20 protein-coding genes are annotated in these 24633 nt (G+C 71.2%); 7 read left to right on the top strand and 13 right to left on the bottom strand.

Annotation, left to right across the window (positions count from 1 at the left end):
• Nucleotides 1–925: 925 nt before the first annotated feature.
• Nucleotides 926–1873 (bottom strand): DNA polymerase domain-containing protein, encoded by a 948-nt coding sequence (locus ACTG9Q_RS31075; protein ID WP_455576514.1) that lies wholly within the window; start codon nt 1871–1873, stop codon nt 926–928.
• Nucleotides 1874–1904: 31 nt separating this feature from the next.
• The gene (locus ACTG9Q_RS31070) at nt 1905–2192 is read right to left on the bottom strand and encodes a hypothetical protein (RefSeq protein WP_455576513.1); all 288 of its coding nucleotides are present in this window, start codon (nt 2190–2192) and stop codon (nt 1905–1907) included.
• A gap of 78 nt (nt 2193–2270) precedes the next feature.
• Here ACTG9Q_RS31070 and ACTG9Q_RS31065 point away from each other — a divergent pair, with 78 nt between their 5' ends.
• The gene (locus ACTG9Q_RS31065; RefSeq protein WP_455576512.1) at nt 2271–3899 is read left to right on the top strand and encodes an ABC-F family ATP-binding cassette domain-containing protein; all 1629 of its coding nucleotides are present in this window, start codon (nt 2271–2273) and stop codon (nt 3897–3899) included.
• Between the two features lie 435 nt (nt 3900–4334).
• Nucleotides 4335–5351 carry a class I SAM-dependent methyltransferase gene (locus ACTG9Q_RS31060; RefSeq protein WP_455576511.1) on the top strand — a complete coding sequence of 339 codons (1017 nt, stop codon included), beginning with the start codon at nt 4335–4337 and terminating at the stop codon, nt 5349–5351.
• A 39-nt stretch (nt 5352–5390) separates the two neighbouring features.
• On the opposite strand, the gene ACTG9Q_RS31055 is transcribed toward ACTG9Q_RS31060, so the two are convergent.
• Complete coding sequence (locus ACTG9Q_RS31055; RefSeq protein ID WP_455576510.1) at nt 5391–5951, bottom strand: TetR/AcrR family transcriptional regulator; 561 nt, start codon at nt 5949–5951, stop codon at nt 5391–5393.
• Nucleotides 5952–6056: 105 nt separating this feature from the next.
• Between ACTG9Q_RS31055 and ACTG9Q_RS31050 the strand changes: the two genes are divergently transcribed.
• On the top strand, nt 6057–6968 hold the full coding sequence (locus ACTG9Q_RS31050) for an SDR family NAD(P)-dependent oxidoreductase (RefSeq protein WP_455576509.1): 912 nt from the start codon (nt 6057–6059) through the stop codon (nt 6966–6968).
• Nucleotides 6969–7151: 183 nt separating this feature from the next.
• Here ACTG9Q_RS31050 and ACTG9Q_RS31045 read toward each other — a convergent pair whose 3' ends face one another.
• From ACTG9Q_RS31045 to paaI, 6 genes are all read right to left on the bottom strand, one after another.
• Complete coding sequence (locus tag ACTG9Q_RS31045) at nt 7152–8183, bottom strand: serine hydrolase (RefSeq protein ID WP_455576508.1); 1032 nt, start codon at nt 8181–8183, stop codon at nt 7152–7154.
• A 48-nt stretch (nt 8184–8231) separates the two neighbouring features.
• Entirely contained in the window at nt 8232–8981 is a 750-nt protein-coding gene (locus ACTG9Q_RS31040; RefSeq protein WP_455576507.1) for an amino acid ABC transporter ATP-binding protein, read from the bottom strand.
• Nucleotides 8978–9808: an amino acid ABC transporter permease gene (locus ACTG9Q_RS31035; protein WP_455576506.1), complete on the bottom strand. Its 831-nt coding sequence runs from the start codon at nt 9806–9808 to the stop codon at nt 8978–8980. Before ACTG9Q_RS31035 ends, ACTG9Q_RS31040 begins: the two co-directional genes overlap by 4 nt.
• Nucleotides 9805–10632, bottom strand: coding sequence for an ABC transporter substrate-binding protein (locus ACTG9Q_RS31030; protein ID WP_455576505.1), 828 nt, complete (start codon nt 10630–10632; stop codon nt 9805–9807). Before ACTG9Q_RS31030 ends, ACTG9Q_RS31035 begins: the two co-directional genes overlap by 4 nt.
• 8 nt (nt 10633–10640) lie before the next feature.
• Nucleotides 10641–11402, bottom strand: a complete 762-nt coding sequence (gene cobF / locus ACTG9Q_RS31025; protein ID WP_455576504.1) for a precorrin-6A synthase (deacetylating) — start codon at nt 11400–11402, stop codon at nt 10641–10643.
• Between the two features lie 200 nt (nt 11403–11602).
• Nucleotides 11603–11971, bottom strand: a complete 369-nt coding sequence (gene paaI, locus ACTG9Q_RS31020) for a hydroxyphenylacetyl-CoA thioesterase PaaI (protein ID WP_455576518.1) — start codon at nt 11969–11971, stop codon at nt 11603–11605.
• Nucleotides 11972–12094: 123 nt separating this feature from the next.
• Between paaI and icmF the strand changes: the two genes are divergently transcribed.
• Complete coding sequence (gene icmF / locus ACTG9Q_RS31015) at nt 12095–15322, top strand: fused isobutyryl-CoA mutase/GTPase IcmF (RefSeq protein ID WP_455576503.1); 3228 nt, start codon at nt 12095–12097, stop codon at nt 15320–15322.
• A gap of 27 nt (nt 15323–15349) precedes the next feature.
• Entirely contained in the window at nt 15350–16231 is an 882-nt protein-coding gene (locus ACTG9Q_RS31010) for a 3-hydroxybutyryl-CoA dehydrogenase (protein ID WP_455576502.1), read from the top strand.
• 91 nt (nt 16232–16322) lie between these two features.
• Here ACTG9Q_RS31010 and ACTG9Q_RS31005 read toward each other — a convergent pair whose 3' ends face one another.
• From ACTG9Q_RS31005 to ACTG9Q_RS30990, 4 genes are all read right to left on the bottom strand, one after another.
• Entirely contained in the window at nt 16323–17564 is a 1242-nt protein-coding gene (locus ACTG9Q_RS31005) for a S8 family serine peptidase (RefSeq protein WP_455576501.1), read from the bottom strand.
• A 178-nt stretch (nt 17565–17742) separates the two neighbouring features.
• Nucleotides 17743–18621: a carbohydrate ABC transporter permease gene (locus tag ACTG9Q_RS31000; protein WP_455576500.1), complete on the bottom strand. Its 879-nt coding sequence runs from the start codon at nt 18619–18621 to the stop codon at nt 17743–17745.
• Nucleotides 18618–19487 (bottom strand): carbohydrate ABC transporter permease, encoded by an 870-nt coding sequence (locus ACTG9Q_RS30995; RefSeq protein WP_455576499.1) that lies wholly within the window; start codon nt 19485–19487, stop codon nt 18618–18620. The genes ACTG9Q_RS31000 and ACTG9Q_RS30995 overlap by 4 nt, the downstream gene beginning before the upstream one ends.
• 21 nt (nt 19488–19508) lie before the next feature.
• Entirely contained in the window at nt 19509–20801 is a 1293-nt protein-coding gene (locus ACTG9Q_RS30990; protein ID WP_455576498.1) for an extracellular solute-binding protein, read from the bottom strand.
• Between the two features lie 240 nt (nt 20802–21041).
• Between ACTG9Q_RS30990 and ACTG9Q_RS30985 the strand changes: the two genes are divergently transcribed.
• Both ACTG9Q_RS30985 and ACTG9Q_RS30980 read left to right on the top strand, forming a co-directional pair.
• A complete protein-coding gene (locus tag ACTG9Q_RS30985) occupies nt 21042–22040 on the top strand; it encodes a LacI family DNA-binding transcriptional regulator (protein ID WP_455576497.1) in 999 nt (332 codons plus the stop codon).
• Nucleotides 22041–22156: 116 nt separating this feature from the next.
• Complete coding sequence (locus ACTG9Q_RS30980; RefSeq protein ID WP_455576496.1) at nt 22157–24478, top strand: beta-xylosidase/alpha-l-arabinosidase; 2322 nt, start codon at nt 22157–22159, stop codon at nt 24476–24478.
• Nucleotides 24479–24633: the final 155 nt, after the last annotated feature.

Here is a 24633-nt window from a genome sequence, read left to right as displayed (position 1 = left end):
CCCGAGCCCCGAGCCCCGAGCCCCGAGCCCCGAGCCCCGAGCCCCGAGCCCCGAGCCCCGAGCCCCGAGCCCCGAGCCCCGAGCCCCGAGCCCCGAGCCCCGAGCCCCGAGCCCCGAGCCCCGAGCCCGACTGCACGCCGCCCCAACCCTGAACCCGCTGCGGCCAACCCGACCGCCCTGGTCGCGGTCCCGAAGCTCGCCCGGCCCGCCGGGCTGAACACGCGCGCGTTGCTCCACCGGGCTGAGAACACGCCCGCGTCGCCCACCGAGTTCACGCATCCCGCAACGTTCACGCATCCCCGCAACCATGGCGATGCCGGTCCCGCTCATGCGAGGGCGCCCACCTCGGCTGTGACTCCCGCTCGTCCAGCCGCTCGGTGGCGACCTCGATCTCACCGGAAGGGCTGATGTAGGCGTAGCCAGGCTGGGCGGCCACCCCGAAGCGCTCCCAAGTCTCGGCAGGAGTGTCGCCGAGATCAGCGCCTCACCGGTTCCACGCCCGAGTCCGCCGCCCGCCGCTGCCTTGTCTCTTGCGAGATCGGGTCCACCGGCCTCAGCACCCCGCGCAGACGGCGCGTCAGCCCTCACCGGACCCGACTCCGACCGCACCCGCCCCTCGACGAACGTCGCGTCCGGCTGCTGGAGGCCACCGCTCTCTCCGTCGGCCGCATCCCCACCAGGTCAGGCTTGGCTACCGCTGTCGCCTCCGCCATCTGCCGCCTTCCGTCACCACCTCACCCGGATCGTCGGGAGGTTGTGGTGGGGATGCTGGCGCACCTTTCAGTTCTCGCTCCCGCACATTCCCGGCCGCGCGCGCCACGACATACACGCAACGAAAAGGATCTTGAAATCGTGCCCGCTTTCACCCTCGGCGGACCCGCCTAAGCAACCCTCCATTAGGCACAGAACCTAATAGGACGTGGTCTCAGCCCTCGGCCTCCCGGCGGGCCTTGGCCCGACGCTTACCTTCGTGCATCGCCTGCACGCGCGCCACCGGAATTGTGTGGCCTTGCTCGATCAGGTCGGCGGGCAGGGGCTGTGGTTCCGGCATGGCCGCGGCCCAGGGGTCGCCGTCGAGTTGGGCGGCGGCGTTGTGGATGGTGAAGTCGGCGGGGGAGACCGAGTCCAGGTCCGACCACGCCACCGGGAAGGACACCGGCGTTCCCGGTCGCAGCCGTGGGCTGTACGCCGCGACCACGGTCACCCCGCCCGAGCGGGTCGCGTCCAGGAACACCTTGCCGCCGCGGTCCTCGCGGATGAACGCCGTGGTCGCCAGGGCCGGGTCGATGCGCTCGGCGCGTGCGGCGATCGCGCGGGTGGCGGCGGCGACGTCGTCGATCTCGTGCTTGGCGATCGGCACGAACACGTGGACGCCCTTGGCGCCGCTGGTCTTCGCCACCCCGGTCAGCCCGGAGTCGGCCAGCGCCTGGCGCACGAGGTGGGCCGCGGCCACCGCGGTCTCGAAACCCGCGCCCTCCGGCGGGTCGAGGTCCAAACAGATGTGCGTCTGGTCCCACGTGCCCGCATAAGTCAGCGTCGTGTGGTACTCGATCGCGCGCTGGTTGGCGAACCACAGCAGAGTGGGGCGGGCGTCGCAGATCGCGTACGAGATCTCCCGTTTGGACGCTTCGGCCCAGACCTTGACCGTCTTGACGAAGTCGGGGGTGTACTTCGGAACGTTCTTCTGCATGAACGGCCCCTGTCCGCGCAACACCCGCACGACCGACAGCGGACGCTCGCGCAGCACCGGGATGATCCGCGCGCTCATCGCGTCGAGGTAGTCCACCAGGTCGCGCTTCGTCGCGTTCGCGCCGTCGAACAGGGGCTGGTCGAGATTGGTCAGCGGGACGCCGTCCCGCTCCTCGCCGCTCATGGCACCACCCTGCCCACGTCGGGGCGCGTGGTCAACTCCGCCGCGCCCGCGCGACCAGCACCGCCGCCGCCATGAGACCCAGCGCGATGCGCGTGAGGTCGACGGCGGGCACCCACCGCGCCTCGCCCTTGCGGATCACGAACGCCCCCACCGGACGGGTGACCAGCCCGAGCCCGAGGCCGCTGGCGGGACCCTCCTCGCCGCCACCCCCGCCCCCGATCACCGCCGCGGCGCGCAGCACCGTCACCCCGTCGTGTTCGTAGGGCTCCGCCCACACCAGGCCGCCGCGCAGGCTGGCCCGCAGCTCCCGCAGGTTCACCGTCCCATCGTCGCTGATGAACCCGCGCGCGGGACACCGCTGCCCTGCTCAGATCACCGTTCAGCCATCATGGAGGGCATGAGCGCAACCGTCGTGGCCAAGGGCCTCGCCGCGGGACACGGGGACCGCGTCCTGTTCAGCGGGCTGGACTTGGTGGTCGCCCCGGGCGATGTCGTCGGGTTGGTCGGCGTCAACGGCGCGGGCAAGTCGACGCTGCTGCGAACGCTCGCCGGGCTGCTCCCCGCCGAGGAGGGCGTGGTCTCCCTCAGTCCCGCGACGGCCACCATCGGCTACCTGCCCCAGGAGCCGGACCGGCGCCCCGGCGAGTCGGTGCGGGCGTTCCTGGCCCGCCGCACCGGGGTCGCGTCCGCGCAGGCCGTGATGGACGACGCCGCCGAAAGCCTCGCCACGGGCGGCTCCGGCGATGACTACGCCGCCGCGCTGGACCGCTGGCTGGCCCTCGGCGGCGCCGACTTCGACGAGCGGGCCGACACGGTCGTCGCCGACCTCGGCCTGACCCGCCTCGACCAGGACATGGTGTCGCTGTCCGGTGGGCAGGCCGCGCGCGTCGGGCTCGCGTCGCTGCTGCTCAGCCGCTACGACGTGATGCTGCTCGACGAGCCCACCAACGACCTGGACCTGGCCGGGCTGGAGCGCCTGGAGCAGTTCGTGACCGGGCTGCGCTCGGCGACGGTGCTGGTCAGCCACGACCGCGAGTTCCTCGCCCGCACCGTCACCAGGGTGCTGGAGCTGGACCTCCTCCAGAACCGGATCGCCGAGTACGGCGGTGGGTACACCTCGTACCTGGAGGAGCGCGAGCGCGCCAGGGCGCACGCCCGGGAGGAGTACGAGGAGTTCGCCTCCAGCAAGGCGAGCCTGGAGGCACGCGCGCGTATGCAGCGCTCGTGGATGGAGAAGGGCGTCCGCAACGCCCGGCGCAAGGCGACCGACAACGACAAGTTCGTCCGCAAGTTCCGCGCCGAGACCTCGGAGAAGCAGGCCGCCAAGGCCCGGCAGACCGAGCGCGCCATCGAGCGGCTGGACGTGGTCGAGGAGCCGCGCAAGGAGTGGGAGCTGCGCATGACCATCGCCGCGGCGCCGCGCACGGGCGCGGTGGTGGCCGCGGTGCGCGACGCGGTGGTGACCAGGGGCGGGTTCACCCTCGGGCCGGTGTCGCTGGAGATCGGCTGGGCGGACCGGGTGGCCATCACCGGGGCCAACGGCGCGGGCAAGTCCACTCTGCTCGCCGCGCTGCTCGGCCGGGCCGAGCTGGCGTCGGGGGAGACCTATGTGGGCCCCGGGGTCCGCGTCGGCGAGGTCGACCAGGCGCGGGCCAAGTTCTTCGGCCCCGAGCAGCTGGCGGACGCGTTCGGCCGGGAGGTGCCGGACTCGCCGACCGCTGAGGTGCGGACCCTGCTGGCGAAGTTCGGGCTGACCGCCGACCACGTCCTGCGGCCCGCGGCCACGCTGTCGCCGGGGGAGCGCACGCGTGCCGCGCTGGCCCTGCTCCAGGCGCGCGGGATCAACCTGCTGGTGCTCGACGAGCCCACCAACCACTTGGACCTGGCCGCGATCGAGCAGCTGGAGACCGCGCTGGCCGAGTTCCCGGGCACGCTGCTGCTGGTCACCCACGACCGCCGCATGCTCGACGCCGTCCACGTGACGCGCCGCGTGGTCGTCCAGGATGGACAGGTCATCGAACTCTGACATCATCCGGACGGCGGTTGCGTTCACTCTTTCGGACTAGTGGTGAGGTTCCGCGTTGCTTCCCGTGAATAACTCCTTGCTTGTTCTTTTCCGCTCCGTGGCTATTCATGGGGCGTCATCGAGATGCTTGACAGTTGCGCACGCTTCCCACTAACGTCCGCTCCGGATCATCGAGATGGTCCGATTTGCCAGGGGGATAGCTCTTTCAGAAGTGGTGTGCACTGGCGTGGGAGGCCGCTCGGACGATGGGGTTGGTGCGGCCTCAGCCTTTGGCGTAAGTCCAGGTAGGGGTGTTCGCGCGACCTTTGGAGCTTGCTGGCGTCAGTTCGGCGCGTAATAGCCGGTCGCGGATTTCCCTGTGGTGTCCCCCGACTCGTGCTGTAATTTCGAGCGCGCCGGAACAGTGATGAATGACACTGACCGGAAAGGTCGACAATGGAAACGACTGTCCCCGACGTGGACTTAGCCTCGCGACACACGGTCGCGGGTATCTTCAACTCCGCGGTCGCCGCGGCGGCCATCGGCGCGGCCTGGGAAATCGGCGCCCTCGACCACCTGAACGAACACGGGAAGCTCGACGTCGAGCAGTTCGCCCAGGACAACGACCTGGACGCGGGCGCGACGCACGGCATGTTCCAGGCGCTGGCCGCGGCGGGCATCGTCGAGCGCGAGGGGGCGCTCGTGCTGACCGGCGCCAACTTCGCCGAGACGCTGCGCGCGCGGTCGCTGTTCCACTGGCTGGTCCAGGGCAGCGGCGCCCTGTTCGCCGCCATGCCCTCGGTCCTGCGCAACGCCAACCGCACGGGCAACTACTACCGCCGCGACGCCGCTGCCATCGGGTACGCGTGCCGGGAGATCAACGCGCGGTTCTTCGACCCGGTCTTCTGGTCGACCATGTCCGGGTTGGACTTCTCCTTCACCAAGGTCGCCGACCTCGGCAGCGGCAGCGGCCAGCGGCTGCTGGAGATCGTGCGGGCCTACCCGGGCGTCACCGGCGTCGGCGTCGACATCGCCGCCCCCGCGCTGGAGTTCTCCACCGGCGAGCTGAGCGCGGCGGGCCTGGCCGACCGGGTGTCCTTCATCGAGGCCGACGTGCGCGCGCTGACGCCACGCCCGGAGTTCGCTGACGTGGAACTGGTGACCTGCTTCATGATGGGCCACGACTTCTGGCCCCGGGAGAACTGCGTCGCCACCCTGCGCGAGCTGCGGACCGTCTTCCCCAACGCCAAGCGCTTCCTGCTCGGCGACACCGCCCGCACCACGGCTTTCGCCGACACCGAGGTGCCGGTCTTCACCCTCGGGTTCGAGGTGGGCCACGCCCTGATGGGCGTGCACCTGCCCACCCTGGACGACTGGCACGGCGTGTTCCCCGAGGGTGGCTGGGACTGCGTGGCCACCCACCTCATCGACACCCCGGCGGCCTCGGCGATCTTCGAGCTCAAGCCCGCCTGATTTCCCTGTGCCGGGCGGTCCACCCCGCCCGGCACACCCCTATCGCTGGGTGAGCCCGGCGCGGACGATGTCGAGCATCCGCTCGGTCGTCGCGCGGTCGGGGCTGTAGCGCTGCATCGCCTGGCAGCCCACCATCAGCGTCTTCACGTCGCGCACGTCGACGTCCGCGCGGATCTCGCCCGCCTGCTTGGCCCGCTCCACCAGGTCGGAGAGCATCGCGATGAACCGCTCCTCGATCCCCGGGGCCTCCTCGGTGACGTCGAACCCGGTGTTCGACATGGCTTCCACCAGGCCCTGGTCGGTCGCCCCCTCCTCGACCACCCGGCCGATGAACCGGAAGAGCGCCTCACCCGGCCCCGTCGACTCGCTCAGCGCCCGGCCCTGCTCGGCCATCTGGTCCAGCCGGTGCGCCACGATCGCCTTGAACAGCGCCTCTTTCGTCGGGAAGTGCCGGTAGAGCGTGCCCGGCCCGACCCCGGCCCGCCGCGCGATCTCGTCCACCGGCACCGAGATCCCCTCGGCCGCGAACGTCTCGTAGGCGACCTCCAGCAGTCGCGCCCGGTTGCGCGCGGCGTCGGCGCGCATCGGCCTCTGAGCCACGGACACCCCTTCCTGAGAATTCGCTGAATCGGCTCGACACCCGGAGCGGCGACTCCGTATAGTCGATCCGGAACGCCCGACCCGATTCTATTCCAAGGAGCCATCATGCCCCAGAACCGCCGGTGGACCACCGCCGACATCCCGGACCAGCGCGGTCGCGTCGCCGTCATCACCGGGGCGAACACCGGCCTCGGGCTGGAGACCGCCAAGGCCCTCGCCGCCCGCGGGGCCGAGGTCGTCCTCGCCGTGCGCGACCTGGAGAAAGGCAAGGCCGCGGCGGCGGACATCGTCGGCTCGGCTCCCGGCGCCGAGGTCGTCGTCCAGCGCCTGGACCTGTCGTCCCTGGACTCGGTCCGCGCCGCCGCGGCCGACCTGCGCGGCAGGTACGACAGCATCGATCTGCTGATCAACAACGCGGGCGTGATGTACACGCCGAAGTCGCACACCGCCGACGGCTTCGAACTACAGTTCGGCACCAACCACCTGGGCCACTTCGCGCTGACCGGCCTGCTCCTGGACCGCCTGCGGAACCCGGGCGCCCGCGTGGTCACCGTCAGCAGCGTCGGCCACCGCATCCGCGCCCGCATCCACTTCGACGACCTGAACCTGGACCGCGGGTACAGCCGCGTGGCCGCCTACGGGCAGTCCAAACTGGCCAATCTCCTGTTCACCTACGAGCTTCAGCGACGCCTCGCCCTCGCCGCTTCCCCCGTCGTCGCCCTGGCCGCCCACCCGGGCGTCTCCGACACCGAACTCCTCCGCAACTCCCCACGCCTGCTGCGCCTCACCGCACCCTTAGCCGCGCCGCTGATGCAGAGCGCCGACAGGGGCGCCCTGCCCACCCTGCGAGCCGCCACCGACCCCTCCGCCGCAGGCGGTGAGTACTACGGCCCGAACGGCTTCGCCCAGACGCGCGGATATCCGGTGGTGGTGGGATCGAGCAGGCAATCCCAGAACCCGGACATTCAGCGTCGACTGTGGACGGTCTCGCAGGAACTGACGGGGGTGGCTTATTGATCTGGCCAACACACCGCGCTCCCACGCGCTCTCACGGATCAACCCTCACTGGATCAACCCTCACTGGATCAACCCTCACTGGGTCGTCCATCCACTAGACGCTGATACTTACCGATCTCCGCAGCGGTCCGGCTCGCTTCGAGACGGCTGTTCGCGGCTCTGCTTGCGGGGGCGCGGGCGGTGTTAGTTGCCGTTGCGGGGCGAGTAGGTGGCGCGGTGGGGCTGGCTGGTGGTGGCGTCGTTGTGGATGGTGGCGTCCATGAGGGTGCGGCCCAGGGCGGCGCGGGCGCGGAGGGCGGGGTGGGTGGCGCCGAAGTCGGTGTCGTTCGTGGTGGCGTCGCCGGTGAAAGGGCCCGCGGCGAACAGGGCGTAGCTGAGCAGGGGGGCACCGTCGGGGGAGAAGACCAGGCCCGCCTCGTTGCGGCCCGCGTTGAACCAGCCCGCCTTGGTGGCCACGCGCAGGCGTTCCGGGGAGGTGAGGTGTAGGCGGACGCCGTCGGTGAAGGCGGTCAGGGAGCGCAGGGCGTCCAGGATGTAGCGGGTCGAGGACTCCGACACCAGATCGCCCGCGGCCAATCGGTGCAGCAGTGTTGTCGTCTCACGAGGGGTGGTGGTGCCGAGGAAGAAGCGGTTCGGGTTGGCGACCGGGACCACCTGCGTGTGGGTGAAACCCTTGGCGCGCAGGATGTCGTTCAGCTCGCGGGCCGGGCAGACCAGGCCGCACAGTCGTACGGCGGTGTTGTCCGACACCGTCAGCAGGGCCGCCATGGCGTGGCCGAGGGTGACCGAGCTGGGGTAGGCGCCGTCCAGCCCGAAGATCCCGTCCGTGTCCCGGATGACGATGTCCGCGGTCACCTCGACCCGCTGGTCGAGGCGCAGCAGGCCGCGGTCGACCTTGTCCAGGACGGCGACCGCCACGGCGATCTTGTTGACGCTGTACGCCTCCACCACCCGGTCTGCGTCGGCCGCGACGACGTCGCGGAACGTCCCGTCCGGGTCGGCCATCGCCACCACCGACGACCACACCCCACCGGCCCGCCGCGTGACCCGGGCGTACCGGCGGGCGATGGCGCGGTGTGCCTGGGGGACGTCGGTTGGCGGTGCCTCCCCAGGGACATCCTCGGGGACCTCCGAGTCCGCGCGGGCGGTCCCGGCTCCCAACAGGACGGCTGTGGTCGTGCCGAGTCCGATCGCGCTGCGGCGGCTGAGTCGCATGTCGCCATCCAACCGCATCGGGTTCCGGTGTGGTGGCCGTTCGCGGGATCAGAGGCGGCCCGCGTCGATGACGCGGTGGAGGAACTGGCGGGTGCGGGGGTGGGTGGGGTCGCCGAGGACTTGGGCCGGTGGGCCCTGTTCCAGCAGGGTGCCGCCGTCGAGGAAGCAGACGCGGTCGGCCACCTGCTTGGCGAAGCCCATCTCGTGGGTGGCCATCAGAATCGTGGCGCCCGCCGAGGCCAGGTCGCGGACCAGGGCGAGGACCTCGCCGACCAGTTCCGGGTCCAGGGCACTGGTGATCTCGTCGAGCAGCAGCAGGCGTGGGCTGTAGGCGAGGGCGCGGGCGATGGCGACGCGCTGCTGCTGGCCGCCGGAGAGGCGGTCGGGGTAGGCGGTGGCCTTGTCCGAGAGGCCGACGCGGTCGAGCAGGTCGCGGGCGGTGGACTCGGCGGCCGCGCGGGCGACGCCGTGGACGACCCGGGGCGCCAGGGTGATGTTGTCCAGGACCGTCATGTGCGGGAACAGGTTGAACGCCTGGAACACCACGCCCATCGAGCGGCGGGCGTGGTCGGGGTTGACCCGGGGGTCGGAGACGTCGACGCCGTCGAGGAGGACCTGGCCGTCGTCGAGGTCGTCGAGCAGGTTGACGCAGCGCAGCAGGGTCGACTTGCCCGAGCCCGACGCCCCGATGAGGGCGACCACCTCGTGCTCGGCGACGTCGAGGTCGATGCCGTCGAGGACGCGGCGCTCGCCGTAGGACTTGGTCAGGTTGCGGACGGACAGCACCGGCGGGGTCACAGGGCACCCTGCCGCCGGGCCGCGCGGCGCGACACCAGGTCCGCCAGCCTGCCCGATGGCACGGCGAGCAGGACGAACAACAGGCCCGCGACCACGTAGGGGGTGAAGTCATACGCGGTGGCCGAGGCGATCTGCGCGGCGCGCACCGCGTCGATCGCGCCCAGCACCGAGATCAGGCCGCTGTCCTTCTGCAGGGCGACGAAGTCGTTGAGCAGGGCGGGGGTCACCCGGCGCACCGCTTGGGGCAGGACGACCAGGCGCATGGTGCTGCGGTGGTCCAGGCCCAGCGAGCGCGCGGCGGCCAGCTGGGACGGGTGGATCGACTCGATGCCCGCCCGGAACACCTCGGCCACGTACGCCGAGTACACGAGCACCAGGGCGATCCCGCCGAGCAGCACCGGGTCGGTGGGCACGCCGCTGAGCCGCAGCCCCGGCAGCCCGAACCCGACCAGGTACAGGCAGATCAGCAGCGGCAGCCCGCGGAAGAAGTCCACGTACGCCGTCGCCAGGGCCCGCACCGGGAACCACACCGGCCCCCGCAGCGTCCGCATGGCCGCGATCAGCAGCCCGAGCACGAGGATCACGACCGCGCACACCAGCAGCACCCGCAGGTTCAGCCACAGCCCCGCCGCCACCGCGGGCAGCGAGGCCACCGCGACGTCCCAGTCGAGGAACGACTCGCGCACCCTCGGCCACCCCGGCGATCCGGTGACCGCGAAGTAGCCCGCGGCGGCGACCACCAGGGTCGACACCAGGGCCACCAGGGTGGAGCGGCGGGCGCGGGAGCGCCGGTAGGCCAGGCGCTCCCGCTGCAGCTCGCTGATCACCGCAGCTCAGGCGCGGTGGTGGAGCTCGCCAGCCACTCCTGTTCCAGCTTGGCCAGGGTGCCGTCGGCGCGCAACGCCTCCACGGCGGTGGACACGCACACGGTCAGCGGGCTGCCCTTGTCCAGCACGATGCCGAACTGCTCGGGCCTGCCGTTGCCGCGGGGCAGCTGTCCGACGATCTCGCCGTCGGTCAGCTCGGCGGAGGTCACGTAGAACGCGGTCGGCAGGTCGAGCACCAGCGCGTCGATCTGGCCGCTGGACAGCGCGGCCTTGGCGTCGTCGTTGGTGTTGTAGACCGCGACGTCCCGCTCCGGGGCCAGCGCCACCGCCGCGGTGTAGCTGGTGGTGCCGACCTGGGCGCCCAGCTTGACCTCGCGCAGGCCATCCAGGGTGGTCACGTCGGCGGCGGGGGAGGAGGCCAGGGTCACCACGGCTTGGGCGACGTCGTAGTAGGGGGCCGAGAAGTCGACGGCTTGGCGGCGTTCCTCGGTGATCGAGAACTCGGTCAGGTTGGCGTCGAAGGTCTTCGCGCCGGGCTGGATGGCCGCGGTGAACGGCACCCGGGTCCAGGCGACCTCGTCGCGGCTGTAGCCGAGCTTGTCGGCCACGGCGTAGGCGACGGCGGACTCGAAGCCCTTCCCGTTGGCGGGGTCGTTGTCCAGGTACCAGGGCTGGTAGACCGGCTCGTCGGTGGCGAAGGTGAACGTGGCGGCGGTGCGGGTGGGCAGGGACGCCTTGGCGCAGTCGGGGCCGGGGGCTGGCTGCTCGGCCACCGGCGCGCAAGCGGCGATCAGGAAGACGGCGAGGAGGGCGGTCAGGCGCATGAGCGGCATCATTCCGCAGCGTCCACCTGTCGGGACCGGGGTCGGCGCAACAGGTAGGTGTCCATGATCCAGCCCTTGGCCTGCCGCGCCGCGGCCCGCTCCCGCTGGATGTGCTCGCCGACGTCGGCGACCCGGCCCGCGATGAGGATCTCGTCGGGGGTGCCGACGTAGGCGCCCCACCGGATCTCGGCGTCGGGGTAGGCCGTGAACGCGCACTGGGCGTCCAGCATGACCACCACGTCGTCGGTGTCGGCGGGCCAGCCCTGGGCCAGGCGCCTGCCGGTGGTGATGTGCACGGCCCCGCCGACCTGGTTGAGCGTGGTCCGGTGCCGCGCGGCCAGGGCCGAGACGCTGCTGATGCCCGGGATGACCGACAGTTCGAAGTCGACACCGCGCGCCCGCACGTCCTCCAGGACCGAGATCACGCTGTCGTAGAGCGACGGGTCGCCCCACACCAGGAACGCCCCGGTCTCCTCCGGCCCGAGCGAGCGGATCATCGACGCGCACACCTCCGCGCGCCGCGCCCGCCAGTCGTCGACCGCGGCGGTGTAGCCGGGGGAGGTGCGGTCGCGGTTGGGGTCGTCCCCGCGCACGACCCGCGCCGCGGGGGCGTACCCCTGGACCATCGCCTCGCGCAGCTCCATCAGCTCGCCCGCGGCGTCGGCCTTGTCCAGCAGGAACACCACGTCGGCCTTGCTCAGGGCGGCGGCCGCCTGAATGGTGATCTGGTCGGGGTCGCCCGCGCCGATCCCGATGACCTCGATGCGCATGACACGCGAGTCTGCCGCACACCGCGGGCCTCGCCTAGGTCGTGTTTCAGGTGTGGGGCACGGCATAGCCGCGCCAGTCCGCCCGCTGGCGGCACGGGCCGGATGCGCCCGAATACGACACCGGTATGAGGACGATCCGTCCGCACCGCCTGCGGGCGGACTGATCACGACTCTCCCGCACACCACACCTGAAACACGACCTAGCCGCTGAGCGTGCGGCTGCGCCCCCGGAACTCCGCGACGACCTCGCCCTCCCGGGTGACGGTGACGTCGTAGATGCCGCTGCGGCCATAGCGGGTGCGCTCGGTCGCGCGGGCCACCAGGCGCTCGCCCCGGTGTACCGGAGCGACGAACGTCACCTCGGCGCCCGCGGCGACCGTGACCGGGCCGTGGCTGTTGCACGCGCAGGCGAAGGCGGTGTCGGCGAGCAGGAAGACGTAGCCGCCGTGGCCGATGCCGTGGCCGTTCACCATGGTCGCGGTGACGCTCATCGCCAGCTCGGCCCAGCCGGGACCGGCGTCGAGCACCTCGATGCCCAGTGCGGAGGACGCCAGGTCGTCGGTCATCATGCGGACCACGGGTTCGGGGATCACCGTGGGGATGCTACGTCCGATGAGGTCCCCCACACCTTGGTTGCCCTCCCAACAGTAGGACGTCAAACTAAATGGGTCACCGACCGCAGGAGGCTGACGATGACCGCACCGCTGCACCGCCCCGCGAACCCCGTCCGGTTCGTCACCGCGGCGAGCCTGTTCGACGGCCATGACGCGGCCATCAACATCATGCGGCGCATCCTGCAGAGCCAGGGCGCCGAGGTCGTGCACCTCGGCCACAACCGCTCGGTCCGCGAGGTGGTGACCGCCGCGCTGCAGGAGGACGTGCAGGGCGTGGCCATCAGCGCCTACCAGGGCGGGCACGTCGAGTACTTCAGCTACCTGGTCGAACTCCTGAACGAGGAGGGCGCCGGGCACGTCAAGGTCTACGGCGGCGGGGGCGGGGTCATCGTGCCCGCCGAGATCGCCCTGCTGCACGAGCGCGGCGTGGCCAGGATCTTCTCCCCGGAGGACGGCCAGCGCCTCGGCCTGGCCCGCATGATCAACACCATGGTCGAGGCCTGCGACCACCCGCTGCCCGCCGACCTCGACGCCGAGGCCCTGCTCGCGGGCGACCACCGGGCCCTGGCCCGCGCCATCACCGTCATCGAGTCCGGGAACGTCCCCGCCGACCTGCGGAACCTCATCACCGAGACGGCCAAGGACCGGCCGGTGCCCGTGCTGGGCATCACCGGCACCGGCGGCTCCGGCAAGTCCTCGCTGACCGACGAGCTGGTCCGCAGGCTGCGCCTGGACCAGCAGGACAAGCTGCGCGTGGCCGTCATCGCCGTGGACCCCACCCGCCGGCGCGGCGGCGGCGCCCTGCTCGGCGACCGCATCCGGATGAACAGCATCGACGGCGGCGCGGTCTTCTTCCGCTCGCTGGCCACCCGCGGCGCCGACACCGAGGTCCCCGCGGGGCTGGCCGACAGCATCGCCGCCTGCAAGGCCGCCGGGTTCGACCTGGTCATCGTGGAGACCCCCGGCATCGGCCAGGGCGACGCCGCGATCGTGCCCTTCGTCGACGTCTCCCTCTACGTGATGACCCCGGAGTTCGGCGCGGCCTCGCAGCTGGAGAAGATCGACATGCTCGACTTCGCCGACGCCGTGGCCATCAACAAGTTCGAGCGGCGCGGCGCCGAGGACGCCCGCCGCGACGTGGCCCGCCAGCTCGTGCGCAACCGCGAGGCGTTCGGCGCCTCCTGGGCGGACATGCCCGTCTACGGAACCAGCGCCGCCACCTTCAACGACGACGGCGTCACCGCCCTCTACCAGGAGCTGCGCGGCCTGCTCGCGGCCAAGGGCGTCCCGTTCGGCGACGGCGTCCTGCCGCGGGTGGACACCAGGACCTCCCGGCACGCGGCCACCGTCGTCCCGCTGGCGCGCCAGCGCTACCTCTCCGACATCGCCGAGGCCGTGCGCGGCTACCACCGCCGCACCGACGAGCAGGTCGCCGCCGTCGGCAGGCACCGCGCCCTGGAGACCGCCCGCGAGGCGCTGGCCGAGACCCCGTCGGCCGACCTCGACCGGATCGCCGCGAGCGCCGCCGAGCGCGTCGACAAGGAGACCCTGGGCGCCCTGGCCGCCTGGCCGAAGACCGTCGAGGAGTACGGCGCCGAGGAACTGGTCGTCCACGTGCGCGACAAGGAGCTGCGCACCCCGCTGTGGCGGGAGACGCTGTCGGGCAACAAGGTCCCCCGCGTCTCGCTGCCCCGCTTCGACGACGACGCCACCCTGGTCCGCTTCCTGCGCAAGGAGAACCTGCCCGGCCGGTTCCCCTTCACCGCCGGGGTGTTCCCCTTCAAGCGCGAGGGCGAGGACCCGGCGCGCATGTTCGCCGGTGAGGGCGACGCCTTCCGCACCAACCGCCGGTTCAAGCTCCTCTCCGAGGGCAACCCGGCCACCCGGCTGTCCACCGCGTTCGACTCGGTGACCCTCTACGGCCGCGACCCCGACACCCCGCCGGACGTCTACGGCAAGGTCGGCACCTCCGGTGTCTCCATCGCCACCCTGGACGACATGAAGGCGCTCTACGCGGGCTTCGACCTGACCGCGCCGACCACCTCGGTCTCCATGACCATCAACGGCCCGGCGCCGACGATCCTGGCGTACTTCCTCAACACCGCCATCGACCAGCGCGTGGACGCCTTCGCCGCCGAGCACGGCAGGCAGCCCACCGAGGACGAGCGCGCCGAGCTGGCCGCCTGGGCGCTGGCCAACGTGCGCGGCACGGTGCAGGCCGACATCCTCAAGGAGGACCAGGGCCAGAACACCTGCATCTTCTCCACCGAGTTCAGCCTGCGGATGATGGCCGACATCCAGGAGTGGTTCATCCGCAACAGGGTCCGCAACTTCTACTCGGTGTCGATCTCCGGCTACCACATCGCCGAGGCGGGCGCGAACCCCCTCAGCCAGCTCGCCTTCACCCTGGCCAACGGCTTCACCTACGTCGAGTCCTACCTGGCCCGCGGCATGGACATCGACGACTTCGCGCCCAACCTGTCGTTCTTCTTCTCCAACGGCATGGACGCGGAGTACTCGGTCATCGGCCGGGTCGCCCGCCGCATCTGGGCGGTCGCGATGCGGGACCGCTACGGCGCCAACGAGCGCTCCCAGAAGCTGAAGTACCACGTGCAGACCTCGGGCCGCTCCCTGCATGCCCAGGAGATGAACTTCAACGACATCCGCACCACTCTGCAGGCGCTGTGCGCCCTCTACGACAACGCGAACTCCCTGCACACCAACGCCTACGACGAGGCGATCACCACCCCCACCGAGTCCTCGGTCCGCCGCGCCATGGCCATCCAGCTCATCATCAACAAGGAGTGGGGCCTGTCGATGAACGAGAACCCGCTGCAGGGCTCGTTCATCATCGATGAGCTGACCGACCTGGTCGAGGAGGCCGTCCTCGCCGAGTTCGACCGGCTCTCCGACCGCGGCGGCGTACTCGGCGCGATGGAGACCGGCTACCAGCGCGGCCGCATCCAGGACGAGTCGATGCTCTACGAGCACCGCAAGCACGACGGCTCGCTGCCGCTGGTCGGGGTGAACACGTTCCTGCCCGCCGCGGGCGACGAGGACCACGTGGTCGAGATCGAGCTGGCCCGCGCCACCGAGGCCGAGAAGGAGTCCCAGGTCCAGCGCACCCGTGCCTACCAGGACTCCCACCGCGCCGACGCGGCCGACGCGCTGGCCAGGCTGCGCGCCGCGGCCTGCGCCGACGGCAACGTCTTCGAGGTGCTGATGGACGCCGCCCGCGTGTGCACGCTCGGCCAGATCACCGAGGCGTTCTTCGAGGTCGGCGGGCAGTATCGGCGCAATGTCTGAGCGATCGGGCACACTGGTGAACCCGTCATGAGCGGGGTTGGAGCGAAAGGGGAACCGGTGATCAGCCGCGTCGGAGTGGTCGGATCGGGACTGATGGGGTCGGGCATCGCGGAGGTGTGCGCGCGCTCCGGGGTCGACGTCATCGTCGCCGAGGTCACCAGCGCCGCGGCCGACGCGGGCCGGGCCAGGGTGGAGAAGTCGCTGGAGCGCGGTGTGCGCAGCGGCAAGCTGACCGCCGACGAGCGCGACGCCGCCCTCGGCCGCCTGCGGTTCAGCACCGACCTCGGGGAGTTCGCCGACCGCGAGTTCGTGGTCGAGGCGGTCGCCGAGATCGAGTCGGTGAAGACCGAGGTGTTCACCACCCTGGACAAGGTGGTCGAGGACCCGGCCGCGGTGTTCGCCTCCAACACCTCGTCCATCCCGATCATGAAGCTGGGCATGGCGACCGGGCGGCCCCAGCAGGTCATCGGCGTGCACTTCTTCAACCCGGTGCCCGTGCTGAAGCTGGTCGAGCTGGTCCCGTCGCTGCTGACCGCCGAGGAGACCAAGGAGCGGGCCAAGGGGTTCGTCGAGTCGGTGCTCGGCAAGGAGGTCATCGCCTCCCAGGACCGCGCCGGGTTCGTCGTCAACGCGCTGCTGGTGCCCTACCTGCTCTCGGCGATCCGGATGCTGGAGTCCGGGTTCGCCTCGGCCGAGGACATCGACAAGGGCATGATCCTGGGCTGCGCCCACCCGATGGGCCCGCTGCGCCTGGCCGACCTTATCGGACTGGACACCACCAAGGCGATCGCCGACTCGCTCTACGACGAGTTCAAGGAGCCGCTGTACTCCGCCCCGCCGCTGCTGCTGCGCATGGTGGACGCCGGGCTCATGGGCAAGAAGTCCGGCCGCGGCTTCTACCAGTACTGACCGGCCAGTACTGGCAGCCAGCGCAGGCAGCCAGTACTGACAGCGGAGAAGGCCGGGCCCCCTGCGGGCCCGGCCTCCTCCTGTCCCCCTATTACGCCGGAACCATGCCCATGAACAGCAGCTTGTTCGGCGAGCCGAGACCCGGGTTGATCACGACGTTGGGCGTGGCGTTGTCGGCGATGGCCGCCGCGGTCTGCCAGGCGGTGTCACCGGGGAACTTCTGCCGCCAGAGCGCGGCGGTGCCGGTGACGTGCGGGGCGGCCATCGAGGTGCCGCTGATGGTGTTGTAGGCGTTGTCCGCGGTGCCCCACGCGGAGTAGATGGCGCCGCCGGGGGCGAAGACGTCCACGCACGGGCCGAAGCTGGAGAACACCGAGCGGGTGTCGTTGTTGTTGGTCGAGGCGACCGTCGTCGCCGCGGGCGTGCTCGCCGGGGACTGCAGGCAGGCGTTGTTGTTGGAGTTGCCCGCCGAGACCGAGTAGTGCACGTTCGCGGCGATGGAGTTGCCCACGGCGGTGTTCAGCGGCGGGAAGACGCCGCCCCCGAGGCTCATGTTGGCGACGGCCCTGGTGCCCGGGTTCATGATCGAGTTGTTGGTCACCCAGTCGACCCCGGCGATGACCCCGGCGTAGGAGCCCGAACCCGCGCAGTTGAGGACCCGGACGGCGACGAGCTGCGCGTCCTTGGCCACGCCGACGGTCTGCCCGCCCACGGTGCCCGCGACGTGCGTGCCGTGGCCGTTGCAGTCGTTGCCGGGCGGGAAGACGCCGCCGACGGTGTCGATGCCGTAGATGGCCTGGCCGTTGAACTCCTGGTGGGTGTACCGGATGCCGGTGTCGATGATGTACGCCTTCACCGAGGGAGCGGTGTTGGGGTGGTGGTACTTGGTGTCGAAGGGCAGCGACCGCTGGTCGATCCGGTTGAGCCCCCACGAGGGCGGGTTCGTCTGGACCTGGAGCGCGGTGGTGTGCACCTCGGCGTCCTGCCAGATCTCGCGGAAGCGCCGGTCGGCGGTCAGCGCGCGGGCCTGCTCGGCGCTGGCCTTGACCGCGAAGCCCTTCAAGGAGCTGGTGTAGAGGTGCACGATCCCGATGCCGTACTGGCGGGCGACCTCGTCGGCGGTCCTCTTGACCACGTCGGCGGAGGCGCTCTCGTCGGCGAGCAGGGCGAGGTAGCTGTCTGCGATCGGGTCGGCGGCGGCGGCCGTGCTGACGCGGCCGGGGCCCGCGTCGGCGAGCTGGAGGCCGGTCGGGGTGGCGGCCACCGGGGTGGCGACACCGCCCAGTGCCGCGGCGACGGCCGCGGCCAGGGCGAGCCTGCGGGAGATCTTCATCGAGTTCCTCCGGGGATTTCAGGGTCACCCGAAGAAAAACCGGTCCCGATTGCGGATCGGTTGTGGATCGCTTGTCAGCGGTTGCGGCCCACCACGACGTGGTGAGCCGGCAGGTCGACGGGCGAATCGACCTACCGGCTCATGCCCGGACGGGACCTGTCCGGGGGATCGGGGGTGACTACTTGCCGAAGCCCGCCGTGAGCCCGGTCAGGAGGAACCGGCGGCCGATCAGGTACACCGCGAAGATCGGCAGCACCGACAGGGTGACCGCGGCCAGCAGCCCGGGGACGTTCGCGCCGAACTGGCCCTGGAACTCCCACAGCCCCAGGGTCAGCACCCGGGTGTCGGTCGACTGGGTGAGCACCAGCGGGAACAGGAACCCGTTCCACGCCGTCAGCGCCGTGTAGATCACGATGGTGACCACCGCGGGCTTCGCCAGCGGGAGCACCAGGTGGCGCAGGGTCTGGAACGCGCTCGCGCCGTCGAGCTCCTGGGCCTCGTACAGCTCCCGCGGCACGTCGCGGAGGCTGTTGGTCATCACCAGGGTGGCCACCGGCAGGGCGAAGGCCGCCGTCGGCAGGATGATCGCGGTCAGGCTGTCGTACAGGTGCATCCGGGTGATCAGCAGGTACACCGGGATGATCGTGGCCTGCGCCGGGATCGCCAGGCCCATCAGCAGCAGGGTGAAGCCGTAGCGCACGATCGGGCTCGTGCTGCGGGCCACCGCGTAGGCCGCGGGCACGGCCAGCGCCACGACGATGGCCACCGTGCCCACGGTGACGATGATGTTGTTCAGCAGGTACTGGCCGAACCCGCCCTGGAGCACCGTGCCGTAGTTGTCCAGCGTCGGGTTCTCCGGCAGGGCGAGGGAGTCGCCGGTCAGGTACTCCCCGCGGCTGCGCAGGCTGCCCGTCAGCAGGTAGTACATCGGGACGATGACCACGACCAGCCACAGCATCGAGCCGATGCCCGCGACCACGTTCGGCCGGGTCCGGCGCCGCGGGTTGCGCGCCGGGGGCGGCGTCCTCTCCGGGGTCCGGGTCATCACCGCGGTCACTGGCCCTCCTGCTGGCTCTGCATCTTCCGGAACCGGGTGACCCGCATGACGATCAGCGACAGCGTGGTGCCCAGCACCAGCAGCATCACCGCGATCGTGCTCGCGTAGCCCATCTGGAAACCGGCGAAGCCGGTGTCGTACATGTACAGCGGCGCGATGCGGGTGGCCGTTCCCGGGCCGCCGTTGGTCAGGATCAGCACCGTGTCGAACGTGGTCAGGGCGCCGACGACCATCAGGATGGACGAGGTCACCACCGTGTAGCGCAGCTGCGGCAGGGTGACGTAGCGGAACCGGCCGAAGCGACTGGCGCCGTCGATCAGCGCCGCGTCGTAGAGCACCGCCGGGATGTTGCGGGCGGCGCCCTGGTACAGCAGCGCGTGGAACGGGATGTACTGCCAGCTCACGACGAACACCACGGTGTACAGCGCGATCTCCGGGTCGCCCAGGAAGCCGACCGCCTGCAGCGCGGTGACCGACTGCGGGAGGCCGAAGTTCGGGTCGAGCAGCACCTGCCACAGCAGCGCGATCGCCGCGGTGGACAGCAGCAGGGGGATGAAGAACAGCGCGCTCAGGACCGCCCGGTTGCGCTGCTTCCCGGCCGACCAGGCCCCCATCAGCAGGGCGACGGGGGTCTGGACGGCCCAGGTGAGGACCATGAACACCGCGGTGCGGCCGAGCGCGTCGCGCGCCGCCCCGTCGGAGAGCAGCCGCGTCCAGTTGTCCAGGCCCAGGAACTCCGGTGTGCCCAGACCGCCCCACGCGGTCATGCTCAGGTACACCACCAACACCATGGGCAGGGCGGCGAAGATCCCGAAGAACCCGAACGCGGGAACCGCGTACCAGGGGGACGGGCGGACGGTAGTCATGTGCTCTCCGACGGGGGTGAATTAGCTGCTGGCGAGGGCGTCGGCGAACGCCTGGGGCGCCACCTTGCCCAGGAAGAACTCCTGCAGCTGGGTCAGCATGAACTCGGCCTGGTCCGCGGGCAGGTCCTGGTCCCAGGACAGCTGGAAGGTGGGCGCGTCCTTGGCGATCCCGTACACCCACTGGGTGTACTCGGCGTTGGGTGCCGCCTTCAGCTGCTCCTCGATGCCGCTCACCGCGGGCACGTCACCGGCGTCGATGAGCGCCTTGACGTACTCCGGGCTGGTCAGCTGCGTGGTGACGAACTCCTTGGCCGACTCCAGCTGCGGGGAGCCCTCGGTCAGGGAGTAGTAGTTCGTCGCGTTGCCGACCACGTTGCCAGGGTCGCCCTTGCCGCCCGCGATCGTCGGGAACTCCACCCAGCCGAGGTCGCCCGCCTTGACGAAGTCCGGGCTCTGGCTCAGCTGGTTGGTGTACTCCCACGACCCCATCAGGTGCATGGCCGAGCGGCCCTGCGCCAGCAGGGTCGACGCGCCGCCGATGTCGTAGCCCACCGAGGCGAACTTGGTGCCGAAGGCGCCGCGGTCGATGAGGCCCTTGAGCGTGGTCATCGCCTCGACCACGGCCGGGTCCTTCCAGCCCGCCGGGCCGTTGTCCCGGACGTTCTTGAACACCTCGGGACCGGCGATCCGGTCGAGCACGTACTCCGCCCACATCAGCTCGGTCCACGCCTGCGAGCCCGCCAGCGAGATCGGCGTGATGCCCTTGGCCTTGAACGTGTCGACCAGGGTGAGCAGGTCGTCCCAGGTCTTCGGCGGCTGCGCGCCCGCCTCGGTGAAGACCTTCTTGTTGTAGAACAGGACAACCGGCTGCATCCCGCGCATGGGGATGCCGTAGTGCTTGCCGTCGATCTTCGCCCCGTCCAGCACGCTGGGCAGGAACGCGGACTTCAGCTCCGGGTTGCTGTCCAGCAGCCCGGTCAGGTCGGCGACCTTGCCCGCGTCGACGTACTCCTTGAGGTTGCCGCCGCCCCAGTTGAAGAACACGTCCGGGGCGTTGGGCGACCCGAGCGCGACCCGCAGCTTCTGCTTGTACGGGTCGTTGCCGAAGGTCTCCAACTTCGCCTTGTCGGCGCCGAAGGCGTTGATCGAGCCCTGCTCGATCTTGTTGAGGGCGTCGTCCTGCAGCGCCCAGATAGTCACCGGGTCACCCGCGCCGCCGCCCGCGCTTGGCCCAGCCGTGCCACACGCGGCCAGCGTCGCCGCGGCGAGCACCGCGCCCACCGCTCGCAGCCGTGTCCCAGATCGGCGCACCATCGCACCGCCCACCTTCCGAAAGTTTTTCGATATGACTTCGACTCGGAGGGAAATTAAACCCGTCGCAATAGCGTGTCAAGCCTCACAAGGTATCGCAACTTTTTCGAGTATCCCCTGTTCAGGGGGCTACCAGCGCTTATTCAGTTTCGCTGGCGACTCGAAACTTCCCGCTCTTGTGTTTCGGAGAGGTTTCGAGAAAACTTGGCCGAAGACCAGGCCAATCCCCGCCGAGGAGGAGCGATGACCGGACCCCGAACGCGGCGGCCCACCTTGGCCACCATCGCGCAGGCCGCCGGGGTGTCCCTGCCCACGGTGTCCAAGGTGCTCAACGGCAAGGACGACGTCGCCGCCGAGACCAGGGCCCGGGTGCGCAGGCTGCTCGAGGAGCACGCGTACGTGCCGGTCGGCGCCCGGCGGGCGGCCACCGACCAGATCGTGGTGGACCTGGTGTTCACCGCGCTGGACAGCCCGTGGGCGGTGGAAATAATCCGCGGGGTCGTCGAGTCCGGTGTGGAGCCGGTGATCTCGGCGATGTCGACGCGGCGCGACTGGGCGTCCTCGCTGGTGCGCACGCGGCGCGCGGGCGCGCTGCTGGTGACCTCGGAGCTGACCAAGGCGGACCTGCGGCTGCTGGAGCGCGCCAGGGTGCCGCTGGTCGTCGTCGACCCCGCCGACCTGCCCAGCCCGGAGGTGCCCAGCGTGGGCGCGACCAACTGGGCGGGCGGGCTCGCCGCGACCGAGCACCTGCTGGAGCTGGGGCACCGGCGCATCGCGATCATCGGCGGGCCCTTCGGGTTCCTGTGCAGCAAGGCGCGCATAGACGGCTACCGCACCGGGCTGGAGCGCGCGGGCATCGCCGTCGACCCCGACCTCGTGCGCCACGGGGACTTCCACCACGAGAGCGGCTACCGGCGCGCGCTGGAACTGCTGGCGCTGCCCTCGCCGCCGACGGCGATCTTCGCCGGGAACGACGAGCAGGCACTCGGCGTCATCGAGGCCGCCAGGGGCCTGGGCCTGGAAGTGCCCACCGCGCTGAGCGTCGTCGGGTTCGACGACCTGCCGGTGGCCCGCTGGTCCGCGCCGCCGCTGACCACCGTGCGCCAGCCACTGGCCGAGATGGGCAGGCTCGCGGGCCGGATGCTCGCCGAACTCATCGCCGGGACGCCCCCGAGAAGCCACCGCGTCGAACTGGCCACACCACTGATCGTGCGCGCCACCACCGCGCCACCCCCGAGCTGAGTCATCCAGAGCTGAGTCACCCGCAGCTGAGTTACCCGCAGCTGAGTTACCGCGGACGTGCGAGCGCGGCTCTGCCGACCGCGCCGATCCGCCCTGCGATTTGTCGAAGGAGCACAGTGACCACCCCCGTCCCGTCCCGCCTTGACGGCGCCCCCTGGGCAGACCCGGACCGCCCGGCCGCCGAGCGGGTCGCGCTGCTCGTCGCCGAGCTGACCCTGGAGGAGAAGCTGGCCCAGCTCGTCGGCGTGTGGGTCGGGGTGTCCGACACCGACGACGAGGTCGCCCCCGCCCAGCACGAGTTCGCCGAGCCGCTGCCCCCGTGGGACGAGCTGACCCGGCCGGGGCTCGGCCAGCTGACCCGGGTGTTCGGCACCCGCCCGGTCGACCCGACCGTCGGGGCGAAGGTGCTGGCCGAGACCCAGCGGCGCCTGGTCGCCAACTCCCGCCACGGCATCCCGGCGATGGCGCACGAGGAGTGCCTGTCCGGCTTCACCGCCTGGCAGGCCACCGTGTGCCCGGTCCCGCTGGCCTGGGGCGCCACGTTCGACCCCGACGCGGTGGAGCGGATGGCCGCGCTGATCGGCGGCTCCATGCGCCAGGTGGGCGTGCACCAGGGCCTGGCCCCGGTGCTCGACGTGGCCCGCGACCCGAGGTGGGGGCGCACCGAGGAGACCATCGGCGAGGACCCGTACCTGGTCGGCCTGGTCGGCGCGGCCTACACCCGCGGCCTGGAGTCGACCGGGATCGTCGCCACGCTCAAGCACTTCGCCGGCTACTCGGCCTCCCGCGGCGGCCGCAACCACGCGCCGGTCTCGGTGGGCGCCCGCGAGTTCCGCGACGTGCTGCTGCCGCCCTTCGAGATGGCCCTGCGGCTGGGCGGCGCGCGGTCGGTCATGCACTCCTACGCCGCCGTCGACGGCGTCCCGCCCGCGGCGGACCCCGCCCTGCTGACCGACCTGCTGCGCGAGGAGTGGGGCTTCACCGGGGTGGTCGTCGCCGACTACTTCGGGGTGTCCTTCCTGGAGACCATGCACGGGGTGGCGTCCTCCCCGGGCACCGCCGCGGCCCTGGCGCTGGCGGCGGGCGTGGACGTGGAACTGCCCAGCGTGCGCTGCTACGGCGACCCGCTGGCCGACCTGGTCCGCTCCGGTGAGGTCGACGAGTCGCTCGTGGACCGCGCGCTGACCCGGGTGCTGCGGCAGAAGTGCGAACTCGGCCTGCTCGACGCCGACTGGGAGCCGCACCCGGCCGACAGCGTCGACCTCGACCCGCCGGAGCTGCGGGCGCTTTCGCGGGAGCTGGCGGAGAAGTCGGTGGTCCTGCTGGACAACGACGGCACGCTGCCGCTGGGCCCGGTCTCGCGGCTGGCGGTGCTCGGCCCGTGCGCGGACGAGGTGCTCTCGCTGTTCGGCTGCTACGCCTTCCCCAACCACGTCGGCACCCTGCACCCGGACATCCCCCTCGGCGTCTCGGCCCCGACCCTGCTCGACGCCCTGCGCGCGGAGTTCCCGTCCGCCGAGGTCACCTTCGAGGAAGGCTGCCCGGTCGACACCGACGACCCGAGCGGCATCCCGGCCGCCGTCGAGGCCGCGCGGGCCGCGGACGTGTGCGTGCTGGCGCTCGGCGACCGCTCGGGCCTGTTCGGCCGCGGCACCTCCGGCGAGGGCTGCGACGCCGCCGACCTGTCCCTGCCCGGCGCCCAGGTGGCGCTGATGGAGGCGGTGCTCGCCGCCGGTGTGCCGGTCGTGCTGGTGGTCCTCTCCGGGCGCCCGTACGCCCTGGACGTCAGCGGCGGAGCCGTCGTGCAGGCGTTCTTCCCCGGCGCCGAGGGGGCGGGCGCGGTGGCGGGCGTGCTGTCCGGGCGCGTGAACCCCACCGGCAAGCTCCCCATCCAGGTCCCGCGCACGCCGGGCGGCCAGCCCCACGGCTACCTGCACGCCCGCCTGGACGCGCCGAGCGGCATCACCGCCGCCGACACCACCCCGGCCTACTCCTTCGGCCACGGCCTGTCCTACACGACCTACGAGTACTCGGACCTGACCTTCGACGCCACCACCATCCCCACCGACGGCTCGGTGACGATCTCCTGCACCGTCCGCAACACCGGGGAGCGCGCGGGCGCCGAGGTCGTCCAGCTCTACCTGCACGACCCGGTCGCCTCGGTCGCCCGCCCGGTCCAGTGGCTGGCCGGCTTCGCCCGAGTCGACCTGGCCCCCGGCGCCGCCGCCACCGTCCACATGCGCCTGCACACCGACCGAACCGCCTTCACTGGCCGAACCGGCGAGCTGATCGTCGAGCCAGGCACCCTGGACGTCCACATCGGAGCCTCCAGCACCGACCACCGCCTCTCCGGCACCATCACCCTCACCGGCCCACCCCGCCCGGCAACCCACACCCGTGTCCTGCACACCCCCGTGGAAGTAACCCCCACCCACTGATTTTCGAGCAGCAGCAAGAAACCCAAAAGCGCAGCCCCCACCACTCCCCGGGGGGACAGCCCCGCTCCAGCCTATCGGCGGCAGGCCCGCGCAAAGGGCCAGACGGCACGGTTGTGGACAACTTCGTCGCCTGTGGACAGCAGACTTGACATGCC

Source organism: Actinokineospora lacus (genome assembly GCF_053813445.1).
This window is presented reverse-complemented; position numbering and strand designations above follow the sequence as displayed.

Excerpts from the sequence above, each read along its gene's own strand:
- ACTG9Q_RS31010 (WP_455576502.1), top strand. The coding sequence starts at position 15,350 with ATGAGCGGGGTTGGAGCGAAAGGGGAACCGGTGATCAGCCGCGTCGGA.
- ACTG9Q_RS31005 (WP_455576501.1), bottom strand. The coding sequence starts at position 17,564 with ATGAAGATCTCCCGCAGGCTCGCCCTGGCCGCGGCCGTCGCCGCGGCA.
- ACTG9Q_RS31075 (WP_455576514.1), bottom strand. The coding sequence starts at position 1,873 with ATGAGCGGCGAGGAGCGGGACGGCGTCCCGCTGACCAATCTCGACCAG.
- ACTG9Q_RS31050 (WP_455576509.1), top strand. The coding sequence starts at position 6,057 with ATGCCCCAGAACCGCCGGTGGACCACCGCCGACATCCCGGACCAGCGC.
- ACTG9Q_RS30985 (WP_455576497.1), top strand. The coding sequence starts at position 21,042 with ATGACCGGACCCCGAACGCGGCGGCCCACCTTGGCCACCATCGCGCAG.
- ACTG9Q_RS30990 (WP_455576498.1), bottom strand. The coding sequence starts at position 20,801 with ATGGTGCGCCGATCTGGGACACGGCTGCGAGCGGTGGGCGCGGTGCTC.
- ACTG9Q_RS31045 (WP_455576508.1), bottom strand. The coding sequence starts at position 8,183 with ATGCGACTCAGCCGCCGCAGCGCGATCGGACTCGGCACGACCACAGCC.
- icmF (WP_455576503.1), top strand. The coding sequence starts at position 12,095 with ATGACCGCACCGCTGCACCGCCCCGCGAACCCCGTCCGGTTCGTCACC.
- ACTG9Q_RS30995 (WP_455576499.1), bottom strand. The coding sequence starts at position 19,487 with ATGACTACCGTCCGCCCGTCCCCCTGGTACGCGGTTCCCGCGTTCGGG.
- ACTG9Q_RS31030 (WP_455576505.1), bottom strand. The coding sequence starts at position 10,632 with ATGCGCCTGACCGCCCTCCTCGCCGTCTTCCTGATCGCCGCTTGCGCG.
- ACTG9Q_RS31060 (WP_455576511.1), top strand. The coding sequence starts at position 4,335 with ATGGAAACGACTGTCCCCGACGTGGACTTAGCCTCGCGACACACGGTC.
- cobF (WP_455576504.1), bottom strand. The coding sequence starts at position 11,402 with ATGCGCATCGAGGTCATCGGGATCGGCGCGGGCGACCCCGACCAGATC.
- paaI (WP_455576518.1), bottom strand. The coding sequence starts at position 11,971 with ATGATGACCGACGACCTGGCGTCCTCCGCACTGGGCATCGAGGTGCTC.
- ACTG9Q_RS31065 (WP_455576512.1), top strand. The coding sequence starts at position 2,271 with ATGAGCGCAACCGTCGTGGCCAAGGGCCTCGCCGCGGGACACGGGGAC.